A 17,557-nucleotide genomic window follows, 5' to 3' on the forward strand; every position below is an offset into this window, starting at 1 on the left:
TTGCGTATCGGCCCGCTTTGCGGCATACAGCCCACTCGGTGTATCCAACCCGGGGGGCGGTCATGTGGGGGAAGCGGTTTTTCGGTGTCGCGGTTCTAGCCCTTCTCACGGGCTGCGCCACGACCGGAATGGGGCAGGGCGGTGGTGGGCAGCAGGCCACCCCGGCGCAATTGTTCGCCCGATCCCTGAACGCGGCGGCGGTGGCGCGGCCGGATCTCCTGGGGCCTGACCTCGTGCGCATCGCGCCGGACAACCCCAAGCTGGTGTGGCGGGACGGGCCGCATGGCCGCCAGGTGCTGGTGGCTTCCACCATGGCGGCGGCGGCCTATGAGAAATACTACGCCGGCAAGGCGGGCGGCACCTCGCCTGACGCCTGGGGCACCATGTGGGTGACGGCCGTGCCGCAATTGCAGGAGTTCTGCGCCCGCGCCACGGGGGACGCCACCGCGACGGCGGAGCGGGTGAAACAGTATCTGGGCCTGGATCCCGCCCGCGACTATTCCCAGGTGGTGGAGATGTGGGTGTCGCCCGATGCCCTGGCCCGGCCCTGCCCGGACACGGATGTGACGGCCGCCCACTGCACCTTGGACGCGTCCGCGACCGTGGCCCGGCCCAGTTGCGCCGCCGGCGATACCCCGTGCCTGGAAAAGCAAGGCTATTGGGATTGGTTCGCCCGCAACATGCGCGTGAACTATGTTGAGGGCGGCGCCCCCTGGACGCGCCTGGGCTATACCTACGACTGGCATCCCAAGGCCGACGCGCCCGATGGCGCCGTGCGCTATGGCGCCAGTGAATTCATCCTCAAGCCCAGCAAGCCTTATGACATCCGTGCCGCCCATACCTTGGCGGACTATTGCCGTAAGCCCGGGGCGTGAGGTCGCTCACTCCGGCAGGACCGGCGGCGTCTGCCGCCGGGCGCTGAGCGTGGCGCCGATGGAGGCGACCATGATGGTGGCGATGGCCAGCCAGTGCAGGGGCGACAGCGCCTCCCCGAGCAACAGCAGGGCCATCAACGCCCCCACCGCGGGTTCGGCGCTGGTCAGCGTGCCGAAGGTCTGGGCCGGCAGGCGCCGCAGGGCGAACATCTCCAGCGTATAGGGCAAGGCGCTGGACAGCGCCCCCACCATCACGGCGCTGACCAGTATCGCCGGCTGGAACAAGGTGGCGGCGCCGGTGTGGGCGATGCCAACCGGCAACACCAGACACGCGGCGATCAGCGTGCCCGCCGCCGTGGCCTGGGTGCCATGGGCGCCCCCCACCTTCTTGGCGGCCAGGATGTACAGCGCCCAAAATACACCGGCGCCCAGGGCGCAGGCGATGCCATGGGGGTCCAGCTGGGCGGCGGCCGGCTCCAGCGGCAGCAGCAGCGCCAGGCCCGCCACCGCCAACCCGATCCACAGGAAGTCCGCCTTGCGCCGCGATGACAGCAGGGCCAGGCCCAGGGGGCCGGTGAACTCCACCGCGATGGCGATGCCCACGGGAATGGTTTGCAGGGACAGATAGAACAGGAAGTTCATGCCCGCCATGGCGCCGCCATAGGCCAGCAGCGGTCGCCAGCTTCCCCGCGTCAGCCGCAGGCGCCAGGGCCGCAGCAACAGGGTCAGCAGGATGGCCGCCGTCGTCAGGCGCAGGGCCGTGGTGCCCTCCGCCCCCGTGACCGGGAACAGCGTCTTGGCGATGGAGGCGCCGGTGGTGACGGACACCATGGCGGCGAACAGGGCGGCCACGGGCACGAACAGGGGCAGGGTGGCTGCCCCTTGGACGGTGCCGGCGGGGGGAAGGGCGGTATCGGGGGACATGGAACGGGGCGGTCTTCGACGGCGGTATGGCCGGGACGGGGCGCCCGGACGACGCGGCATTTTACCCGGTGATGGCGCCCAGCATTGTCAATTATGGGCGATTGATGATAATTTTTATCGCATGCGGCGATGTTGAGGATAAATGCTCTTACCGGACCTGGACGCCCTCGACCGCAAGCTGCTGGAGCAACTGCAGGCGGACGCGCGTCTGCCAATACCGGTGTTGGCCGAACGCGTCGGCCTGTCCGGTCCGGCGTGCTATCGCCGTATCCGCCGCCTGCGTGAGATCGGGGCGATAGAGCGCGAGGTCGCCGTCGTCCGTCCCCGTACCCTGGGCTGGCCCCTGACCATGATCGTGCTGGTCACGCTGGAACGCGACAGCGGCCGGGCGTCCGACGCCGGCGGCGGTCATGCGATCGACCAGTTCATGCGCAAGATCGCCGCCGTGCCGGAGGTGGTGGAGGCGTGGTACGTCACCGGCGACCATGACTTCGCGCTCCGCATTGTCGCCCGCGACATGGAGGGCTACGACGACCTGACCCGCCATATCCTGCTGGATGACGAAAACGTCCGGACCTTCAAGACGCTGGTTGTCATGCGGCAGGCCAAGGCGTTGAGCCCGGTTCCGGCGGCGCCGTGATCCCGCTGGGGCGTCGCGGCCCTCATCGCCGCGCCAGGCCGACCAGTCCGGTCATGCCGCCGGGAAGCGGCACGGCCCTGATCGCGATCCCATCCGCGGCGAAACCCCCGGCGATCATCAGGGCCCGCAGGCCGTTCGCGTCGAACAGGCGATGCGTCTCCGCTTCGGCGAAGGGCCAGCGCCGCATGGCGTCGGCGTCGGTGACGTACACCGCCATCACGCCATGGGGCCGCAGCACCCGCCTGACTTCACCCAGCACCGCGCCGGGTTCGCTCCAAAAATAGGCGACGTTCACCGCCAGAACCTTGTCTACCGACGCCGTCGCCAGCGGCAACGCGGTGAACCGCCCCAGGTGAAGATGGACGCGACCGGCCGCGATGTCCCGCCGATTGCGCCGTCGGGCATGGGCCATCATGACGGCCGACTGGTCGATGCCATGGACAACGGCCGGGGCGACCCGGGCGGCGGCCAGGGCGATGCCGTGGCCGGGCCCGAAACCCAGTTCCAGAACCGTGTCGCCCGGCGCCAGGCGAAGGGCGTCGATGGCCAGGCGATTGGGACCGGCGTTGATCCGTCGCATCAGGTGGCCAACCACCCGCCCGGTCCAGCCGGTGGGGTGGCGTAGTTGCCGCCCCAGCATGGCCCAGGCGGTCATTGGTTCGCCGCCAGCTTTTGCTGCGCGCGTGCCAGGAGGGCGCGCACCTCACCACGCCGCCCGGCGTCCCATACCGGCCGGTCAGGCGCGGGGGGGGCCGCCAAGGCGTGCGTCAGCACCTCCGCCGCGTGGCCGTAGTCCTTCAATTCCAGCAGGAAGTCGCCATAGAAATAGTTGGAATCCAGGCCGTCGGGGTTGATGGCCAGCCCTTCCTCAAGGTACCGGCGGGCCTTGGTATCGTCACCAAAGCCCAAGGGAAATCCGGGGACCTTGGCGTAGAGCGACCCCAGGCTGATGGGAATGGCGCCGTTCAGGGCGCGATAGTCCAGCCGGGCCGCCTGCTCGAACAGCTCGCGCGCCTGGCGGGCCCGGCGCAGGGCGCCCAGACCGCCTTCGAAGCCGGCCTCGCTGCACAGGGCCAGGGCCTGCCAGACCAGGGGTTCGGCATGGCCTGGATTTTGGGCCGCCACCGCCGCGGCGGCATCGATAAGCCGCGTCATCTGGGTCTGCTGTGCCTGGGGATCGCCGACCTCATAGTTGATGTGCGACCAGGTTTGCTCCAAGCGGCGGAGGGATTCATCCAACGGGGCCGCCGGCAAAGGGGCCGCCGGATCGACCGGCGTTTCGATACCGACGCCGACAGGGGCGGCCTGGGCGCTTCCGCGCCCGTGGGGCAGGGCGGTCCCGATGGCCAACAGGGAAACGGCGAGAAGGCCGGTGGCGAAAAGGCGGGCGGACATGGCGGCTTCTCCTATCGGGGCAGGGCGGCGGGGCGCAGGGCGTGACGGATGGCGTCGTCCATGCCCGCCCGCCGCAGCTGACGGTTGATGACCCGGTCCAACAGGCCGGGCAGCAAGGCTTGAATCAGGCCGTAAAGGCGTTCCGGCCCGGCGGGATAGATGGTGTCGGCGCCCCGCAAGGCGCCGTCCCAGATGGTCCGGGCGATGTCTTCCGGTTCATCCAGGCGCATGCCCAATGGCTCCACCACGGCTTCCAGGCCGTCCAGCGCCGGGGTGTGGGCGCCGCGCGGGGCGGCATGACTGACGCCGATCCCCAGGTCCCGCACCTCCCGCCGCAGGGCGCCGGACAGGCCGCGCAGACCATGCTTGGTGGCGCAGTAGGCGGTGAACAGGGGGTAGGGGATGTCACCGAACAGGGAGCCGATGTTGACGACCCGGCCCCGGGCCGCCGCCAGCAGGGGAAGCAGGTCGCGGGTCAGTGCCAGCGGCGCCACCAGATTGACGGCCACCATGGTCTCCAGCGTGGCGTCCTCCAGATCCGACAGGGGGCCGGCCGTCAGCACGCCGGCGTTGTTGACCAGGAAATCCAGCCGGCCCCAGACGGCCGCCACATGCTGGCACAGGGCGGTGCGGGCGGCGGCATCCGTCACGTCGCCTGGCACGATGGCGCAGACCGTGCCGGCGGCGACGCGTGCCGCCGTTTCCTGCAGCGCCGTGAGCCGGCGGCCCGTCAGCACCAGCGAGGCGCCGCGGTGGGAGGCGTCCACCGCCAGGGCGCGGCCGATGCCGGAACCGGCACCGGTGATCATGACGACCTTGCCCTTAAGCGGCATGAAGGACCTCCTGCCGCTGACCCAGGTCCCGGAATATGTCGCCGTACAGCTGATAGACGACGCGCGCGGTTTCGGTGATGACCGGGAGGGCGTCCGGGTCGCACAGGGTGTTCACCAGCCTCTCGAAAAAGGCGACATGGTCCACGTCCAGGGCGCCGTGGGTGGTGAGATAGCGGAAGCCGGCGCCGCCCTGATGGCGGAACGCGTGGGAGAGGGCGTCGGCCGCCCGCTGCGCCAACAGGGTCGACATGCCTTCCAGCACGTGCACCATGCCCAGCATGGCATAGGGGCTGATGCGATCGATGGCGTAGTGGACATAGCCCACCAGGGCGCTGCAGGCGGCGCCCGGTTGACCAGACGCGACCCCGACGGCGTCTCCGCCCAGGGCGGCGATGTCATCCAGGATCCAGGCCTCGTGCCCGCGCTCCTCGGCGATGTAGTCGAACAACGCTTCCCGATAGGGCGTGTCCTCCGTCCGGGCCGCCGCCAGGGCCAGTAACCGGCAGGTGTGGCGGACATGGTGGTAGGCTTGTTCTAGGAAGGCCAGGTACAAGGCCGGCGTGATGCCCCCTGACAACGCCTGGGTCAGGACGGGAATGGCGAGGAAGCGGTCGCGGGCCGCGGTCGTGTCGGCCAGCAGGCGGTGATAGCGCGTCGGATTCATGGCAATGCCTGTGCGGTGGAATGGGTGGGGGCCAGCACGAACCGGTAAGCGGCGGCGGCCTCACGGCGACGGATACGACCGTTGCCGGTCAGCAGTCCCCGATGAAACAAGTCGGCCAAGGGCACGACGGCGTGGCGGCGGGGGCGGGCGTAGGCGGGGACCGTGGCGCAGCACTCGTTGATCAGGGCTTCGACCTGGGCCGGGGTGGCGGTATCGAACCAGGGCCGTCCGGCGGTGGAGGGAGCCAGCAACAAGGCCAACTCCATGTCGGGCCCGCCGGTCAGCAGACACAGGCCCACCCGTGGATCGCCCAAGACCAGGGATTCGATCCATTCCGGGCTGACGTTGCGGCCCCAAGGGGTGACGATGATGGTGTCCAGACGGCCGTGGACCGTCAGGTAACCATCCGCATTCAGGCTGCCGTGGTCGCCGGTGCGCCATACGCCCGGTCCCTTGGCGCGATGAGGTTTCGCATGAAGGTAGCCGCGCATGACCGGCGGGCCGGCAACGATGATTTCACCACCATTGATGGACACGGCAAGGCCGGGCAGGGGTGGTCCCGCCGTTTCGGCGCGGCGCGCGCCCGGCCGGTTCAGGCTGACCACGGAACAGCATTCCGACAGGCCGTAACCCTCATAGACGGGGATGCCCAGATTCCAGGCCCGGCGGGCCAGGGCTGGCGGCACCGCCGCCCCGCCCACGGCCACCACGCGCAGGCTGTCGGGTGTGGCACCCGCCGTGCGGGTCAATTCCTCCACCCACAGGGCCAGCAGGTGGGGCACCAGGACCAGACAGGTGGGGCGCGTCGCGGCCACGGTGGCGGCCAAGGGCGGACGGTCCCCGGTGCCGAAGCCGTCCGTCAGTGACGGCGCCAGCGTCACGCGGCCCCCGGCCAGCAGGGGAACGGCGATGGCGCACAGCGTTTCCAGCAGCAGCGCCAGGGGAACCGCCGACAGGTAGTGATCATCGGGCCCGGCGTTGACGGCGTTGGCCAGCGCACCCGCCGTCCAGGCCAGCTGGTCGTCCCCCAGACAGACGCCCTTGGGCGTTCCGGTACTGCCGGAGGTGTAGATGATCTGGGCGATCTCCGCGCCGGCCTTCGGCGGCGGTGGGGCTGATGCCAGGATGGGCGCCAGGCGGAGGGTCACGACACCCGGGAATCCGGCGGCGTCCGCCGCCGTCAGCACGTGGGTGACACCGGCGTCCCGCAGGATGTGGCGTGTCTGGTCCGGGCTGAAGAAGGGCGGCAGCGGCACCGCCGTCAGGCCCGCCTGCCACGCGGCCAACTGGCCGACCACCCAATCCACCCGGTTGCCACCGGCCAGCCCGATGACCGGATCACCGGCACCATCCGGTGAAGGCAGCGCCCGCAACTGCGCCGCCGCCCCCCAGACCCGGCGGGCCAGGGTGGCATAGTCCAGCGTCTCGGCGCCGTCGCTGAGGGCGATCTTGTCGGGCGTCGCCGCGGCGTGGCGGTGCAAGGCGTTCAAGACCTCATGCATGGGAAGGGGTCTCCCAGGCGTTGCCGCCGGCACAGACCATGGGCGCCTGGTCGTAATAGCGCCCCCACTGGCCGGCGTTCGGCAGGCGCGCGGGGTCGGCGGCTGCCAGTTCCCGCACCGGCAGGCCAAGGCGGTTCAATAGCCCGCGCAGGCGCCGGGTGGCGGTGAAGAACGACCATTCGAAGCCGACCACCTCACCAAAGCGCGCGATCTGGCAGACGAAGCGGGGGCACAGGCTCGGGCTGCGGCTGGCCAGAGTCGTCACCTCGAACACCTGGCTGCGATGCACATGCCGGCCCGCCTGGACGGACAGCACCCGGTCAACCGGGTTGTCGAGGTAGCATTCGGAAAAAAAACCGTCGCTCGAGGTGCGCAGCCCCGCGGCGCACACGGGCCTTTCGGCGGCGTCGAAGGTCGCGACCATCAGGCGGGGGAAATTCGGTAGGCGCGCGCCGAACGTGTCGCGGTACAGGTCACGGACCATGTCCTCGGCGGCGGGCCGCAGCGGATGGTCCCGCATCAGCAGTTGCAGGTTGGGGCCCTGACCGCCGGCATGGATCGCCGGGCCGGGGGCATCAGGGCTGGAAAGGCCCTGAGCGGGAACGGGCGCCGCGCCGGATGCGGATCCGGGTGATGAAACGGGAAGCGACGAGAACATCGGACCACCCTCGCTGGGTTGCTGGGCCTCGTCATGGTCGGGCCCTGGTCCCACGGGGCCGGCCCTCGGGGCCATGGCGATGGATGGATGGTAGCGATGGGGGTGTGGAGTTGTGTGGAGATGGACACGCGATCCATCTCATCTTTCAGCGCTGTATGTCCGGATTCCCGTCGGCGTCATGGCCCAGGGGCAGGTCCATCTCCACCACCAGGCCGTGGGGGTGGTTATGGCGGGCGCGTATGCCGCCCCGGTGCAATTCCATCACCCGCTTGCAGATGGTCAGCCCGATGCCGCTGCCGCCGGTGGCGCGCGCCCGTGCCTGATCGACGCGGTAGAAGGGCTCGAACAACTGATCCATGGCGTCGTCGGGCACGCCGGGTCCCTGATCAGCGACGGTGATGCGCAGCCCGCCGGTGCCCGCCCCGGCCGGATGGTCCAGGCGTTCCAGCGCCACCGCCACCGGCACGCCGGGGCTGGTGTAGAACAGCGCGTTGCGCACCACGTTCTCCACCGCCCGGCGCAGCAGGTCGGCGTTGCCGTCAAGGATCGCGGGTTGACCATCCGGGTTGAAATGGACATCGCCGGCGCGTTCCGGCACCTCGAACAGGGCGTCGTCGATCACGTCGGCGATCAGGCTGGCCAGATCCACCGGCCCGACGGCCACGGCACTGTCCGCCCCCTCCAGCTTGGCCAGCGTCAACAGTTCCGTCGCCAGGCTGGCGATGGTCGCGATCTCGCGTTCCATGCGGTCGAATTGCAGCGGCGCGTGGGCATCGGCCACCCGTCGCGCCAGGCCCAAGGCCATGCTCAGACGGGCCAGGGGCGACTTGACCTCGTGCGAGATGTCGCGGATCAGCCGGCGCTGGGCGGCGATGGCGGCCTCCAGCTCGGTGGTGCGGGCGGCCACCTTGCCTTCCAGCGACTGGTTCATGCCCTCCAGCTCCGCCATCGCGCGCTGCAGCGTTTCGGTCATGCGGTTGAAGGACTGGGCGAGGAACCCCAGCTCATCCTCGCTGGAGACGGGGACCCGGATGTCCAATCGGTCGGTGTCGGCGATCTCGCGTACCACCCGGGTCAGGTCGCTGACCGGCGCCGTCAGGCGCCGCGCCAGCCAGCGCACGGAAATGACGATGGGCAATCCCAGGCACAAACCCAACAGCACCAAATCCAGCGCCACATGGCGCAAGGGCCGGGTGACGGTCGGCACGTCTTGGGCCACCACCACTTGCCAAGCCCGCAGCAACCCGTCGTGGGTGACCGAGCGGCCGATGATATAGGCGTTCGCGCCCGTCGGCGGATTGGCCGAATCCAATCCGGCCTGCCGGGCCAGGGCGGCCGGGCTGGCCGACAACACGTCCACGCCCGGGCCCAGGCGGAGCAGGACCGTTCCGGTATCCAGCCCGTACAGCAAGGTTTCCAGCGCGGGCCAGGGCAGGGTGACCACCAGCGTGCCCAGGCGGAAGTCCGGCGCGAAGGTTCCGAGGATGGGGATGGCCAGGGCCACGGTCCAACCCCCGGAAATGGGATCGCGATGCTTGTCGAGGAAGGTTGGCGCCCGCCCCTCCACCCGCCATTCCGGCGGCAGCGACCGGAGACCACCTGGGGTGGGAGCGGTGGGCGGCTTGACGGCGGGGAGGGGGTGCGGGCTGGAACTGGCGATCAGCGTGCCGGCGGTATCGAAGGCATAGATGTCGCCCGGCAGGTCATAGAGGCGCTTCAGCCCCTCCAGCGCGGCCGTCACCCGCTTGTCCACGTCGCCGGACACCAGATCGTTCATCACCTCAAGTTGCGACCAGGCCGTCAGGTTGTCGGCCAGGGCGTCGATGCGGGTGGCCAGCCGTTCGTATTTCAGGTCCGCCAGTTGGTTCAGGGCGCCGGTGCCGGCCTCCATCAGGCCGTTGCGGATACCGGAATAGACCACCAGGGCGGTCGCGACATAGGTGACGACATAGATGGCCATCAAGGCCGCCAGGATCTTGGCGCCGATGGACCGGGTGATCAGTCGCATCATGGCGGACCACCATTGTTGGGGCTCCAGCCATCGGGAACGGTGACGCGGGCCACGACGTGCACGTCAGCGGGCAGCGGGATGCCGCCGCTGACATACCCCACGGCGCCGGGCACGCGTTCGACGAAGGCCAGGACCGACTGCTCGGATTCCTGCACCAGGGGCGGGAACTTGCCCCGGAAGTGCATTTCATTCCAGTAGGCGGCCAGACTGCCGGGGTCCTGGCGCAGCACCAGGGTGGTGAATTTGCGGCGGAGGTCGCTGGCGATCTCGCGGTTCACAGGCACGATGGGATGGCCGTCAGGCCAGACGGTGGTGCGCAGCAGGTAGATCGCCGCCACCTCGCCGACGCCGATGGAGCGCGTCAGGGCGACCGAGGGATGGGCGATGATCACGATGTCTTCCGCCCGGACGGGGCCGGCCAGCGCCAATCCGGAGAGAAGCAGCGCCATCAAGCGGTGGCGTGGCATCCTCGCCACCGCTAAAACAGCACCGACCAGGAGGCGAACAGCCCGGTGGGATTGACCGGCCGCCCCCCGACGTTCTGCACATATTCCAGCTTGAAGACCATCGCCGGATGGGGGCGATAGGCCACGCCGCCCAGGAGGTCCTGGGCCGCGGCGTCTTGCAGGCGGCCGCTGTAGATCTCGTACCAACCGTAGACGGACCACTGGTCATCCAGCGCGTATGAGGGCGACAGGAAGCCGCCCCATTCCCGGGAACGCGTCCGCGTGCCGGGTCCCGACAAGGTTGAGTATGTCCATTCCCCCTGAAGGGTCAACCGGTCGACCGTATAGTGCCCATCCAGCCCGTAGAGGTGCTGCTCCGTCCCCTGGTCATCGACGGAGCGTTGAAACGACAGGCCCACCTTGTCCAGCAGGGCCAGGGGCACGCTGACATGGGCGCCCTGGACCAGACGGTAGCGGTTATCGACGATGCTGTCGGGGCGGGCGGAAAGCTCCTCCGCCGGTTGCCAATAGACCTGGATGTCGGGCAATGCCGCCGCCGGGTCGGCGTATAGGACGGACAGGCCCGTCGCGTATTCGCTGAAGTTGCGATACGTGACGGCCGGTCGCACGGTGGACAGCACCAGCGGGGCCGCGTGGATCTGGTTCCATTCGCCGACGGGTGCCAGCATCTTTCCGGCGCGCAGGGTGAACCCGTCGGGCAGGTAGATGTCGTTGTAGACCCGTTCCAGGACGACGTAGCCGTCACGATGCCGATCGCCGTCGCCACCCCACCGCGTGAGATCCAGTCCCGTCAGTTCCGCTTCCACGAACGGATTGACCAGGGAGGTGACGTGGCCGCTGATGAACAGGCTGAGGTCGTCTATCGCCAGCGATTTGTGTCCCTGGTCGGGCAGGGCGGCGGTGACGCTGGAGTAGCCCGCCAGATTGATCGGCCCCAGCTCCAACCCCTGGCCCAGCTGGTAGTCGTCAATGCCGGCCTGGGCCGGCGCCGCCAGCAGCAGGCCCGCCGTCAAGGCCAGAGACGCCAGGAGGGGGGACGCCAGAAGGGCGCGCGTCAGGCGGGCGGCTGGGGGGCGGCGGCGCACGGCGGGGATCACGGGACCGATACGGCGTAGATATAGCCGGCGTTGCGCACGGTCTTGATGCGCTGTTCCTGGTCGCCGGCGGGTCCCAGCTTGCGCCGGACCTTGCTGACCAGGGTATCGACGTTGCGGTCGGCGGTCGCCGAATGATGGCGGCCGAAGGCCGCCACCGACAACTCATCCCGGCTGACGATCCGGCCGGCGTTGCGCAACAGATGTTCCAGCAGGCTGAATTCGGCGGAGGTCAGATCCAGGCGCCGGTCCTCGCACCACGCGCTTCGCGCGGCGGGGTTCAGGCGGACCTCGCCCACCTGCACGTCGCCATTGGACCGACTGCCCTGGCCGGTGCGGCGCAGGACGGCGCGGATGCGGCCGACCAGCTCGCGGGGATTGACCGGCTTGGACACATAATCGTCGGCGCCGATCTCGAAACCGACGATGCGGTCGACGTCGTCGTCCCGCGCGGTCAACATGATGACCGGAACCATCGACCGTTGCCGAAGACGCTTCAGGACATCGAAGCCGGATAGGGCGGGCAGCATGACGTCCAGGACGATAAGATCCTGGCGTTCGGGATCGCGGCGAAAACAGGTGGCGCCGTCATGCGCGAGGTCCACGGCGAATCCTTCCTGTTCCAGGTATTCGCGCAGCATTTCGGCAAGGGCGACGTCATCGTCAACGATCAGGATACGGTCCATGCACGTCAATCTACAGTCGGTGCGACGGTCGGCGCCAGAGGGCGGTTACCAGGGGGGGGCGGTTGCCAGGGGCGCTGTTGACGGCGGGTGGTTGACCGGCGCGCCCGGGTGGGCGGGGGGCTCGCCAAGCGAACCGGTCAACGCATCCCGGCCCGGGATCCGCCCGGCGAGCGCCGCCGGTCACGGAACCCGTTTCGGGACAGGGCTGGTCAGAGGATGGCCTCAGGCCAAGATGTTGACGTTGTTGCCACGGTCCTTGTCGACCACGCCCGGAACGTCCCGATCACCGTCGTGGTCGGAGTCCTGGGTCGCGGCCGGCGCGGGTGCCGCGGCCGCGGCCGTCGGGGTGGCGGACTGCAGCGGGGTATAGGCGGCGGAACCGCCGATGGAGGAAATATTCATGATGAGCACTCCTTGGCGGGTCCGAATGGGCTGATCCGACTGCGAACCCGCAAGACCGATTATAGCCGCTCGCCCCTCCGCTGATTGTGGAGTTTTGTCGACTTCTATGGCGTCTGATCCACAGCTCCCGCGACAATGATGCAAACAGCGGGGCGTCCCGGCGGTCGTGGGCCCCGTTGACCCCGGCCCGGTCAGCGGGCCGGTTCCGCCGCCTTGTTGGCGTGCGTGGAGGTCCGCAGGCGCGGGCGGGGCTCCATCCGCCCCAGCAGCACCAGCATGGCCGCCGGCGGCAGGCTTAGCGCCAAGGCCGCCAGCCATTGAATCCGGCCGGCCTGGTCGAGGGATGGGGGCAGCGCGGCGCGCGGGTCGAAGCCGGTGAACGCCAGGGCGTGCAGCACCAGGAAGGTGGTGACGGCGGCGGCGACGTCGAGCAGGAAATGGAAGGAGGCGTAGTAGCTGGCGGCGGGAACGTCGGCGTTGCGGGCGGCATGGCTGTCCAGCAGCCGCCCCAGCAAGGCACGGATGAGAATGAACTCGGTGCCGTTGACCAGGCCCCGCAGGACCGCCAGCGCGATGAAGGGCGCCAGCCGTCCATGCGGCAGGAAGGCCAGCCCGATGGCACCCGCCACCTGCAGCAGGGCGATCAGGCGCAAGGTCGGCACGGTGCCCAGTCGGCGATGGACCGCCAGCCACGGGGGGATGGAAACCAGGCCGCAGGCGAACTGCAGCAGCATCAGGGTCATGCCCCAATCCCCCAGGCCCAGGCCGGCCCGGACCAGGAACAGGTAAAGTGCCGCCTCCACGGCGGTATAGACGCCCATGGCCGCGAATAGGGCGGCCACGGGGGCGAAGTCGGCGCCTCGCAGTGGCAAGACATAGATGCGCCACACCTGGCGAAGCGACAATCGGCTGGGCGTCGCCGGCCGTTCCGGGACCCTGCGGGCCAGGAAGACCAGGCTGACCGGCAGGGTGACAAGGATCAGGCTACCGGCGAAGATCATGTGCGGCGCCACACCCGCGACCGGCCACACCTGTTCGGAAATGGCGGGTGCCAGCGAGAACAGGATCATGGCGCCATAGCCGATGAACTGGCGCATGCCGAAGATGCGGGCGCGCTCGTCAGCCCGGGCGCTGATTTCCAGGGACCAGGCGCCATGCGGCACGTTGATCATGGTCCATCCGGTGCACAGCACCACCATGGCCAGGACGAGGCACCAGGCAGGCAGGTCCGGCCTGGCGAAATAGATGGTCGCGGTCGCCGCCATGACCCCAGGCGTGGCCGCCACCATCCATAACTTACGGCGGCCGAAGCGGCTGGATGTCGCGTCGGACAGGGCGCCGATCAAGGGCGCGATCAGGGTTTCCCAGAGACGGACGACGGACAGCAATGTCGCGGTCATGCCCAGCGACATTCCGAAATGCTGGGTGAAGTAGCTGGGGAAGACGACGGTTATGGACCAGTAGAAGCCAACGAACGCGATGCCCGGGGCTGATAAAACAGTGATTTTTCCCCAAGTAAAGATTGGGCTCGGCCGGTTGTTCTGCACGTTCTGGCCCTGGTCGCGGATCAGGCGGGCGGGATCATGAAGCCAACCGGGCAACGATGATTGTTAATTTTTTGGGTCCAGCCAGGCGTGCAGGCTGGCAACCACGGCGGCGGTGGCGGCGACTTGATCGGGGTGTTCGCCCGCCAGCATCGTTTGACCAAGGCTGGCCATGGCGAACGCCTGATTGGTCAGGGCGTCGTGGTCATGAGGCGCGCCGGTCTTGGCGGTCAGGTAACGATTGACGTTTTCGCCCCGGCGGCGGCGCATGGCGGCGGCGCATGCCACCAGTTCCGGCGCGCGTGTCGCCGCCAGGGCGATGGCGAAGGTGCCTCTGGCGATCGGTGCCGGGCTGTACGCGTCATCGCCGGGCACGACCGTGGACGAAGCGGACGGCAGTGAGTCCAGCTGCCGCCACATCTGGCGGATGATCCCTTCAAGGCCGGCCTTCAGCAGGTCCTCCTGCCGGCGAAAATGATAGGCCAGGGTGGAGACGGGGACGTCCGCCGCCTTGGCCACGGCGCGATGGGTCACAGCCTCCGCCCCCCGCCGGACGATCAGGATGGCCGCGTGGGCCATGGCCTTGATCTCCAACGGGTTGTGGAACAGTTGGGCCCGGTCCAGGGCCACGGTGTCGGGCAACTGCGCCGACTCGTCATAGAAGACCTGGAACAGGCGCAGGTCGGCCGCCCTCTCCGCCACCGGCGCACGGGGGCCGCACAGTCGCCGGAGTGTCAGCTTGCGCAGCCAGGCATAGGGGGAGTGTGATCCCAGGGCCAAGGAGAAGGCGGTTTCATCAATGCTATAGGCGTGCAGCAAGGCGGCCAGATTGACGGTGGGCGGCGCCCTATGCGGCGCGGCGGCGGCACATAGTTGGCGCCAAAAGGCCTGCCGTGTTTCCAGCCACGGCCCCAGCGCCGCGCGGACCGTGTCATCCCAGGCGCTGGCCTGGACCAGTTCGCAGAAGAACAGCGTCCGGGTGGGGTGATCCCGCGTCAGCCCGTCGACAACCGCCTCCGCGATATCGGCCAAGGCGGTGCCGCTCAGGCCGGCCACCCCCTCAATCCTCCGCGTCCAGGCGTGCCAGAACATCCGCTCCTGCCGATGCGCCGCGTCGATCAACTGGGTGATCAGGTGTTCCTTCTTGCCGAACCGGTAGGTGAGCGACGACAGGCTGACACCAGCCGCCGCCGCCAGCCGCCGCAGGCTCAACGCGCCCACCCCCTCCTGCGCGACCAGGGTCAGGCTAGGAAGCAGCATGTCCGTACAACTGTTCTGTTCTGGTTCAGTCATGGGGTCCGGAGAAGGTTCTCGGTCGCCAGGGGACGACATCACTATACGCGTCCAGTGGTCGCGTCGTTCAGGAAAATACCCAATTTTAAGGCGAAAATCCAGTAACGACTGTTAGCATCTGGCTCAAATTCCCGGCGGCGAGCGGATCTTCGCTGGTGCTGCCAAGCTCTGCACTCAGGCGTGAAATCCGTACATGTGTCACAATCTCTTCACTCGGCGCTTCTGGGGACGTGGGTTAAAAGCCGCGGGACCATGCACGGCACCGCCCCGCCGTCGCCCCTTTCGAGCCCCGGGAAAACATCAATGTGGAAGAATCGGATCACCGCCCTGATGGGCGCCACCATGCTGGCCACGTCTGGCGTCAGCGCCGCCGCGATAGCGGCCGAGGGCTCCCAGTCCCAGGTGCTGGATGAGATCGTGGTGACGGCGCAGCGCCGTGAGGAAAGCCTGCAGGAAGTTCCCATCTCCATCACGTCCCTCAGCGGCAAGGCCCTTGAGGAATCAGGCTACCAGTCGGTGACGGACCTGCAATACATGGTCCCGGGCCTGCAGTACGATCCCACCCAGGGCGCCGCCTTCCAGATTCGCGGCGTGGGCAGCGAGTCCTTCGATTTCTCCAACGAGAAGTCGGTCAGCATTGTGGTTGACGACGTGGTGATGGACGGTCAGCGCGACAATGGCATGACCGGGCTGGACGATATCAAGCGCGTCGACGTACTGATGGGCCCCCAGGGCACCCTGTTCGGCAAGAACGCCACCTCCGGCGTCATCGCCATCACCACCAACGATCCGGAACTGGGCCGCTTCTCCGGCAAGGTCAGCGCCAGCTATGGCGAGAACAACGACAAGATCGACAGCGCGCGGGTGAACGTACCGCTGGGTGACAAGGCCGCGCTGCGGTTGTCGACCTTCTACCAGGGCCAGGACGGCCATGGCGAATACAAGGTCCTGCACCAGTCGCTGGGGTCTTTTGAAGACTACGGCACCCGCGCCAAGCTGCTGGTCCAGCCGACGGACACCCTGGAAATCCTGGCCGCCGGCGACTACGCCCACCATTGGGACAGCACCATCCGCACCGCGGTGTCGGGTGCGCCGGCCACGGTCACGGCCCACGAGATCGCCCTGGGCGTCACCCCGGGGCCGGAGAATGTCGACAGCGCCGACGGCTCCAAGGGCCAGATCACGACGGATGAATACGGCGGGTCGGTGCGCGTGAAAGCCGACATCGGCAGCGATACCCTGACCGCCATCACCGCCCTGCGCTATACGACCTATAACAACGACACGCCGGCCGATTTGCTGCCGGGCAACATCTACGCCTACATCCCCTACAACCAGGGGCGCCTGGACACGACGAAGTTCAGCGAGGAAATCCGCTGGGCCTCGCCCACCGGGCAGTTCCTGGAATATCTCGGCGGTGTCTTCTTCAACGTCCTGACCGCCGACCAGACCCAGTTGCAGCTTTATACGGCGGGCCAGCCCCTGGTGAACGCCGCTGGCCAAAAGCTGACCAGCTTCTACAGCACGACCTCGCCCTACGGCAGCGGCAACGAGGCGCGTTTCAAGTCGCGCAACCGCACGGCCGCCGCTTTCGGCCAGGTCAAGCTGAACCTGACCGACAAGGCCAGCATCGCCTTTGGTGGACGCTTCAGCGACGACCGTAATTCACAGGGCCTGACCTTCCCCACCGCCGACGTCGACGCCATCACGGGGGTCAAGACCACGGTCATCGGTACCAGCAAGGTCCCCTACCTGACCCACGGATCGGTCTCGGGCCAGGACTTCTCCTACCGCATCTCGCCGCAGTACAAGTTCAACGACGACGTCATGGTCTATGCCACCTATTCCACCGGCTACAAGCCGGGCGGCGTGGCTTTCGTCGGCAGCCTGTACGACCCTTACAAGGCGGAAACGGTCAAGAGCTACGAAGTCGGTGTGAAGTCGGAACTGTTCGACCGGCGCCTGCGCGTGAACTTCGATCTGTTCCAGGAGGACTTCACCGATTTCCAGGCCTCGATCCTGACCAATGTCCCGGGCGCCGTGGTCCAGCAGGTGGTGATCGGCAACGCCGGTGGCCTGACCAGCAAGGGGGCGGAACTGAACGTCGCCTGGCGGGCCACCGACGCCCTGACGCTTAACGGATCGGTGACCTACACCGACGCCGCCTTCACCGATTACGTCTACAACACCACGACCGACTACACCGGGACCAAGCTGACCAACTCCCCGCGCTGGATGACCACGGTCAGCGCCAACTATGACCAGCCGATCGCGGAGGACATGACCTTCCACGGCACCGTCAGCTACAGCTACCGTTCCACCATGTTCACCGTGGTTGGCGAGCCGGCATATTCGCGCACGCCGGGGTATGGTCTGGTCAATCTGCGCGCCGGCGTCAGCCTGGACGACGATGCCCTGCAACTGGGCGTCTACGCCAAGAACCTGTTCAACACCTACTTCTCCACCGGCTGGCAGATGTACGGATCCTTGGGCCTGCTGCACTACACCTCGCTGGATGCGTACCGCACCGTGGGTGTCTTCGCCCAATATTCCTTCTGATCCCGCCGAA

17 protein-coding genes are annotated in these 17,557 nt (G+C 68.1%); 3 read left to right on the forward strand and 14 right to left on the reverse strand.

All coding sequences use genetic code 11. The annotated features are described in order from the left end of the window. Positions 1–62: 62 nt before the first annotated feature. On the forward strand, positions 63–875 hold the full coding sequence (locus tag FHS74_RS08630) for a hypothetical protein (protein ID WP_184799484.1): 813 nt from the start codon (positions 63–65) through the stop codon (positions 873–875). Positions 876–881: 6 nt separating this feature from the next. On the opposite strand, the gene FHS74_RS08635 is transcribed toward FHS74_RS08630, so the two are convergent. After that, positions 882–1,799 carry an EamA family transporter gene (locus FHS74_RS08635; RefSeq protein WP_184799485.1) on the reverse strand — a complete coding sequence of 306 codons (918 nt, stop codon included), beginning with the start codon at positions 1,797–1,799 and terminating at the stop codon, positions 882–884. Between the two features lie 142 nt (positions 1,800–1,941). Here FHS74_RS08635 and FHS74_RS08640 point away from each other — a divergent pair, with 142 nt between their 5' ends. Next, the gene (locus tag FHS74_RS08640) at positions 1,942–2,439 is read left to right on the forward strand and encodes an Lrp/AsnC family transcriptional regulator (RefSeq protein WP_184799486.1); all 498 of its coding nucleotides are present in this window, start codon (positions 1,942–1,944) and stop codon (positions 2,437–2,439) included. A 22-nt stretch (positions 2,440–2,461) separates the two neighbouring features. Here the strand turns inward: FHS74_RS08640 and FHS74_RS08645 are convergent, their stop codons facing one another. The 13 genes from FHS74_RS08645 to FHS74_RS08705 all read right to left on the reverse strand — a co-directional run bounded on the left by FHS74_RS08645 (position 2,462) and on the right by FHS74_RS08705 (position 14,955). Beyond that, positions 2,462–3,094: a class I SAM-dependent methyltransferase gene (locus tag FHS74_RS08645; protein ID WP_184799488.1), complete on the reverse strand. Its 633-nt coding sequence runs from the start codon at positions 3,092–3,094 to the stop codon at positions 2,462–2,464. Further along, positions 3,091–3,834 (reverse strand): tetratricopeptide repeat protein, encoded by a 744-nt coding sequence (locus FHS74_RS08650; protein ID WP_184799489.1) that lies wholly within the window; start codon positions 3,832–3,834, stop codon positions 3,091–3,093. The genes FHS74_RS08645 and FHS74_RS08650 overlap by 4 nt, the downstream gene beginning before the upstream one ends. An 11-nt stretch (positions 3,835–3,845) precedes the next feature. Next, entirely contained in the window at positions 3,846–4,667 is an 822-nt protein-coding gene (locus FHS74_RS08655; protein ID WP_184799490.1) for an SDR family NAD(P)-dependent oxidoreductase, read from the reverse strand. After that, entirely contained in the window at positions 4,657–5,331 is a 675-nt protein-coding gene (locus tag FHS74_RS08660; protein WP_184799491.1) for an iron-containing redox enzyme family protein, read from the reverse strand. Before FHS74_RS08660 ends, FHS74_RS08655 begins: the two co-directional genes overlap by 11 nt. Beyond that, positions 5,328–6,833, reverse strand: a complete 1,506-nt coding sequence (locus tag FHS74_RS08665) for an AMP-binding protein (protein WP_184799492.1) — start codon at positions 6,831–6,833, stop codon at positions 5,328–5,330. Before FHS74_RS08665 ends, FHS74_RS08660 begins: the two co-directional genes overlap by 4 nt. Then, complete coding sequence (locus tag FHS74_RS08670; protein ID WP_184799493.1) at positions 6,826–7,491, reverse strand: thermostable hemolysin; 666 nt, start codon at positions 7,489–7,491, stop codon at positions 6,826–6,828. The genes FHS74_RS08665 and FHS74_RS08670 overlap by 8 nt, the downstream gene beginning before the upstream one ends. A 145-nt stretch (positions 7,492–7,636) precedes the next feature. Continuing rightward, positions 7,637–9,502: a sensor histidine kinase gene (locus tag FHS74_RS08675; RefSeq protein ID WP_184799494.1), complete on the reverse strand. Its 1,866-nt coding sequence runs from the start codon at positions 9,500–9,502 to the stop codon at positions 7,637–7,639. Continuing rightward, complete coding sequence (locus FHS74_RS08680; RefSeq protein ID WP_184799495.1) at positions 9,499–9,954, reverse strand: hypothetical protein; 456 nt, start codon at positions 9,952–9,954, stop codon at positions 9,499–9,501. The genes FHS74_RS08675 and FHS74_RS08680 overlap by 4 nt, the downstream gene beginning before the upstream one ends. 26 nt (positions 9,955–9,980) lie before the next feature. Then, positions 9,981–11,054 carry a hypothetical protein gene (locus FHS74_RS08685; protein WP_184799496.1) on the reverse strand — a complete coding sequence of 358 codons (1,074 nt, stop codon included), beginning with the start codon at positions 11,052–11,054 and terminating at the stop codon, positions 9,981–9,983. An 8-nt stretch (positions 11,055–11,062) separates the two neighbouring features. Beyond that, entirely contained in the window at positions 11,063–11,749 is a 687-nt protein-coding gene (locus FHS74_RS08690) for a response regulator transcription factor (protein WP_184799498.1), read from the reverse strand. A 222-nt stretch (positions 11,750–11,971) separates the two neighbouring features. Then, positions 11,972–12,151, reverse strand: coding sequence for a hypothetical protein (locus FHS74_RS08695; protein ID WP_184799499.1), 180 nt, complete (start codon positions 12,149–12,151; stop codon positions 11,972–11,974). 191 nt (positions 12,152–12,342) lie between these two features. Continuing rightward, a complete protein-coding gene (locus FHS74_RS08700; protein ID WP_343066896.1) occupies positions 12,343–13,698 on the reverse strand; it encodes an MFS transporter in 1,356 nt (451 codons plus the stop codon). A gap of 63 nt (positions 13,699–13,761) precedes the next feature. Further along, positions 13,762–14,955 carry a TetR/AcrR family transcriptional regulator gene (locus tag FHS74_RS08705; RefSeq protein ID WP_184799501.1) on the reverse strand — a complete coding sequence of 398 codons (1,194 nt, stop codon included), beginning with the start codon at positions 14,953–14,955 and terminating at the stop codon, positions 13,762–13,764. A 336-nt stretch (positions 14,956–15,291) separates the two neighbouring features. On the opposite strand from FHS74_RS08705, the gene FHS74_RS08710 reads away from it, so the two are divergent. Next, positions 15,292–17,547 carry a TonB-dependent receptor gene (locus tag FHS74_RS08710; protein ID WP_184799502.1) on the forward strand — a complete coding sequence of 752 codons (2,256 nt, stop codon included), beginning with the start codon at positions 15,292–15,294 and terminating at the stop codon, positions 17,545–17,547. Positions 17,548–17,557 lie beyond the last annotated feature (10 nt).

It is taken from the genome of Nitrospirillum iridis (genome assembly GCF_014205765.1).
Classification (GTDB): Bacteria; Pseudomonadota; Alphaproteobacteria; order Azospirillales; family Azospirillaceae; genus Nitrospirillum; species Nitrospirillum iridis.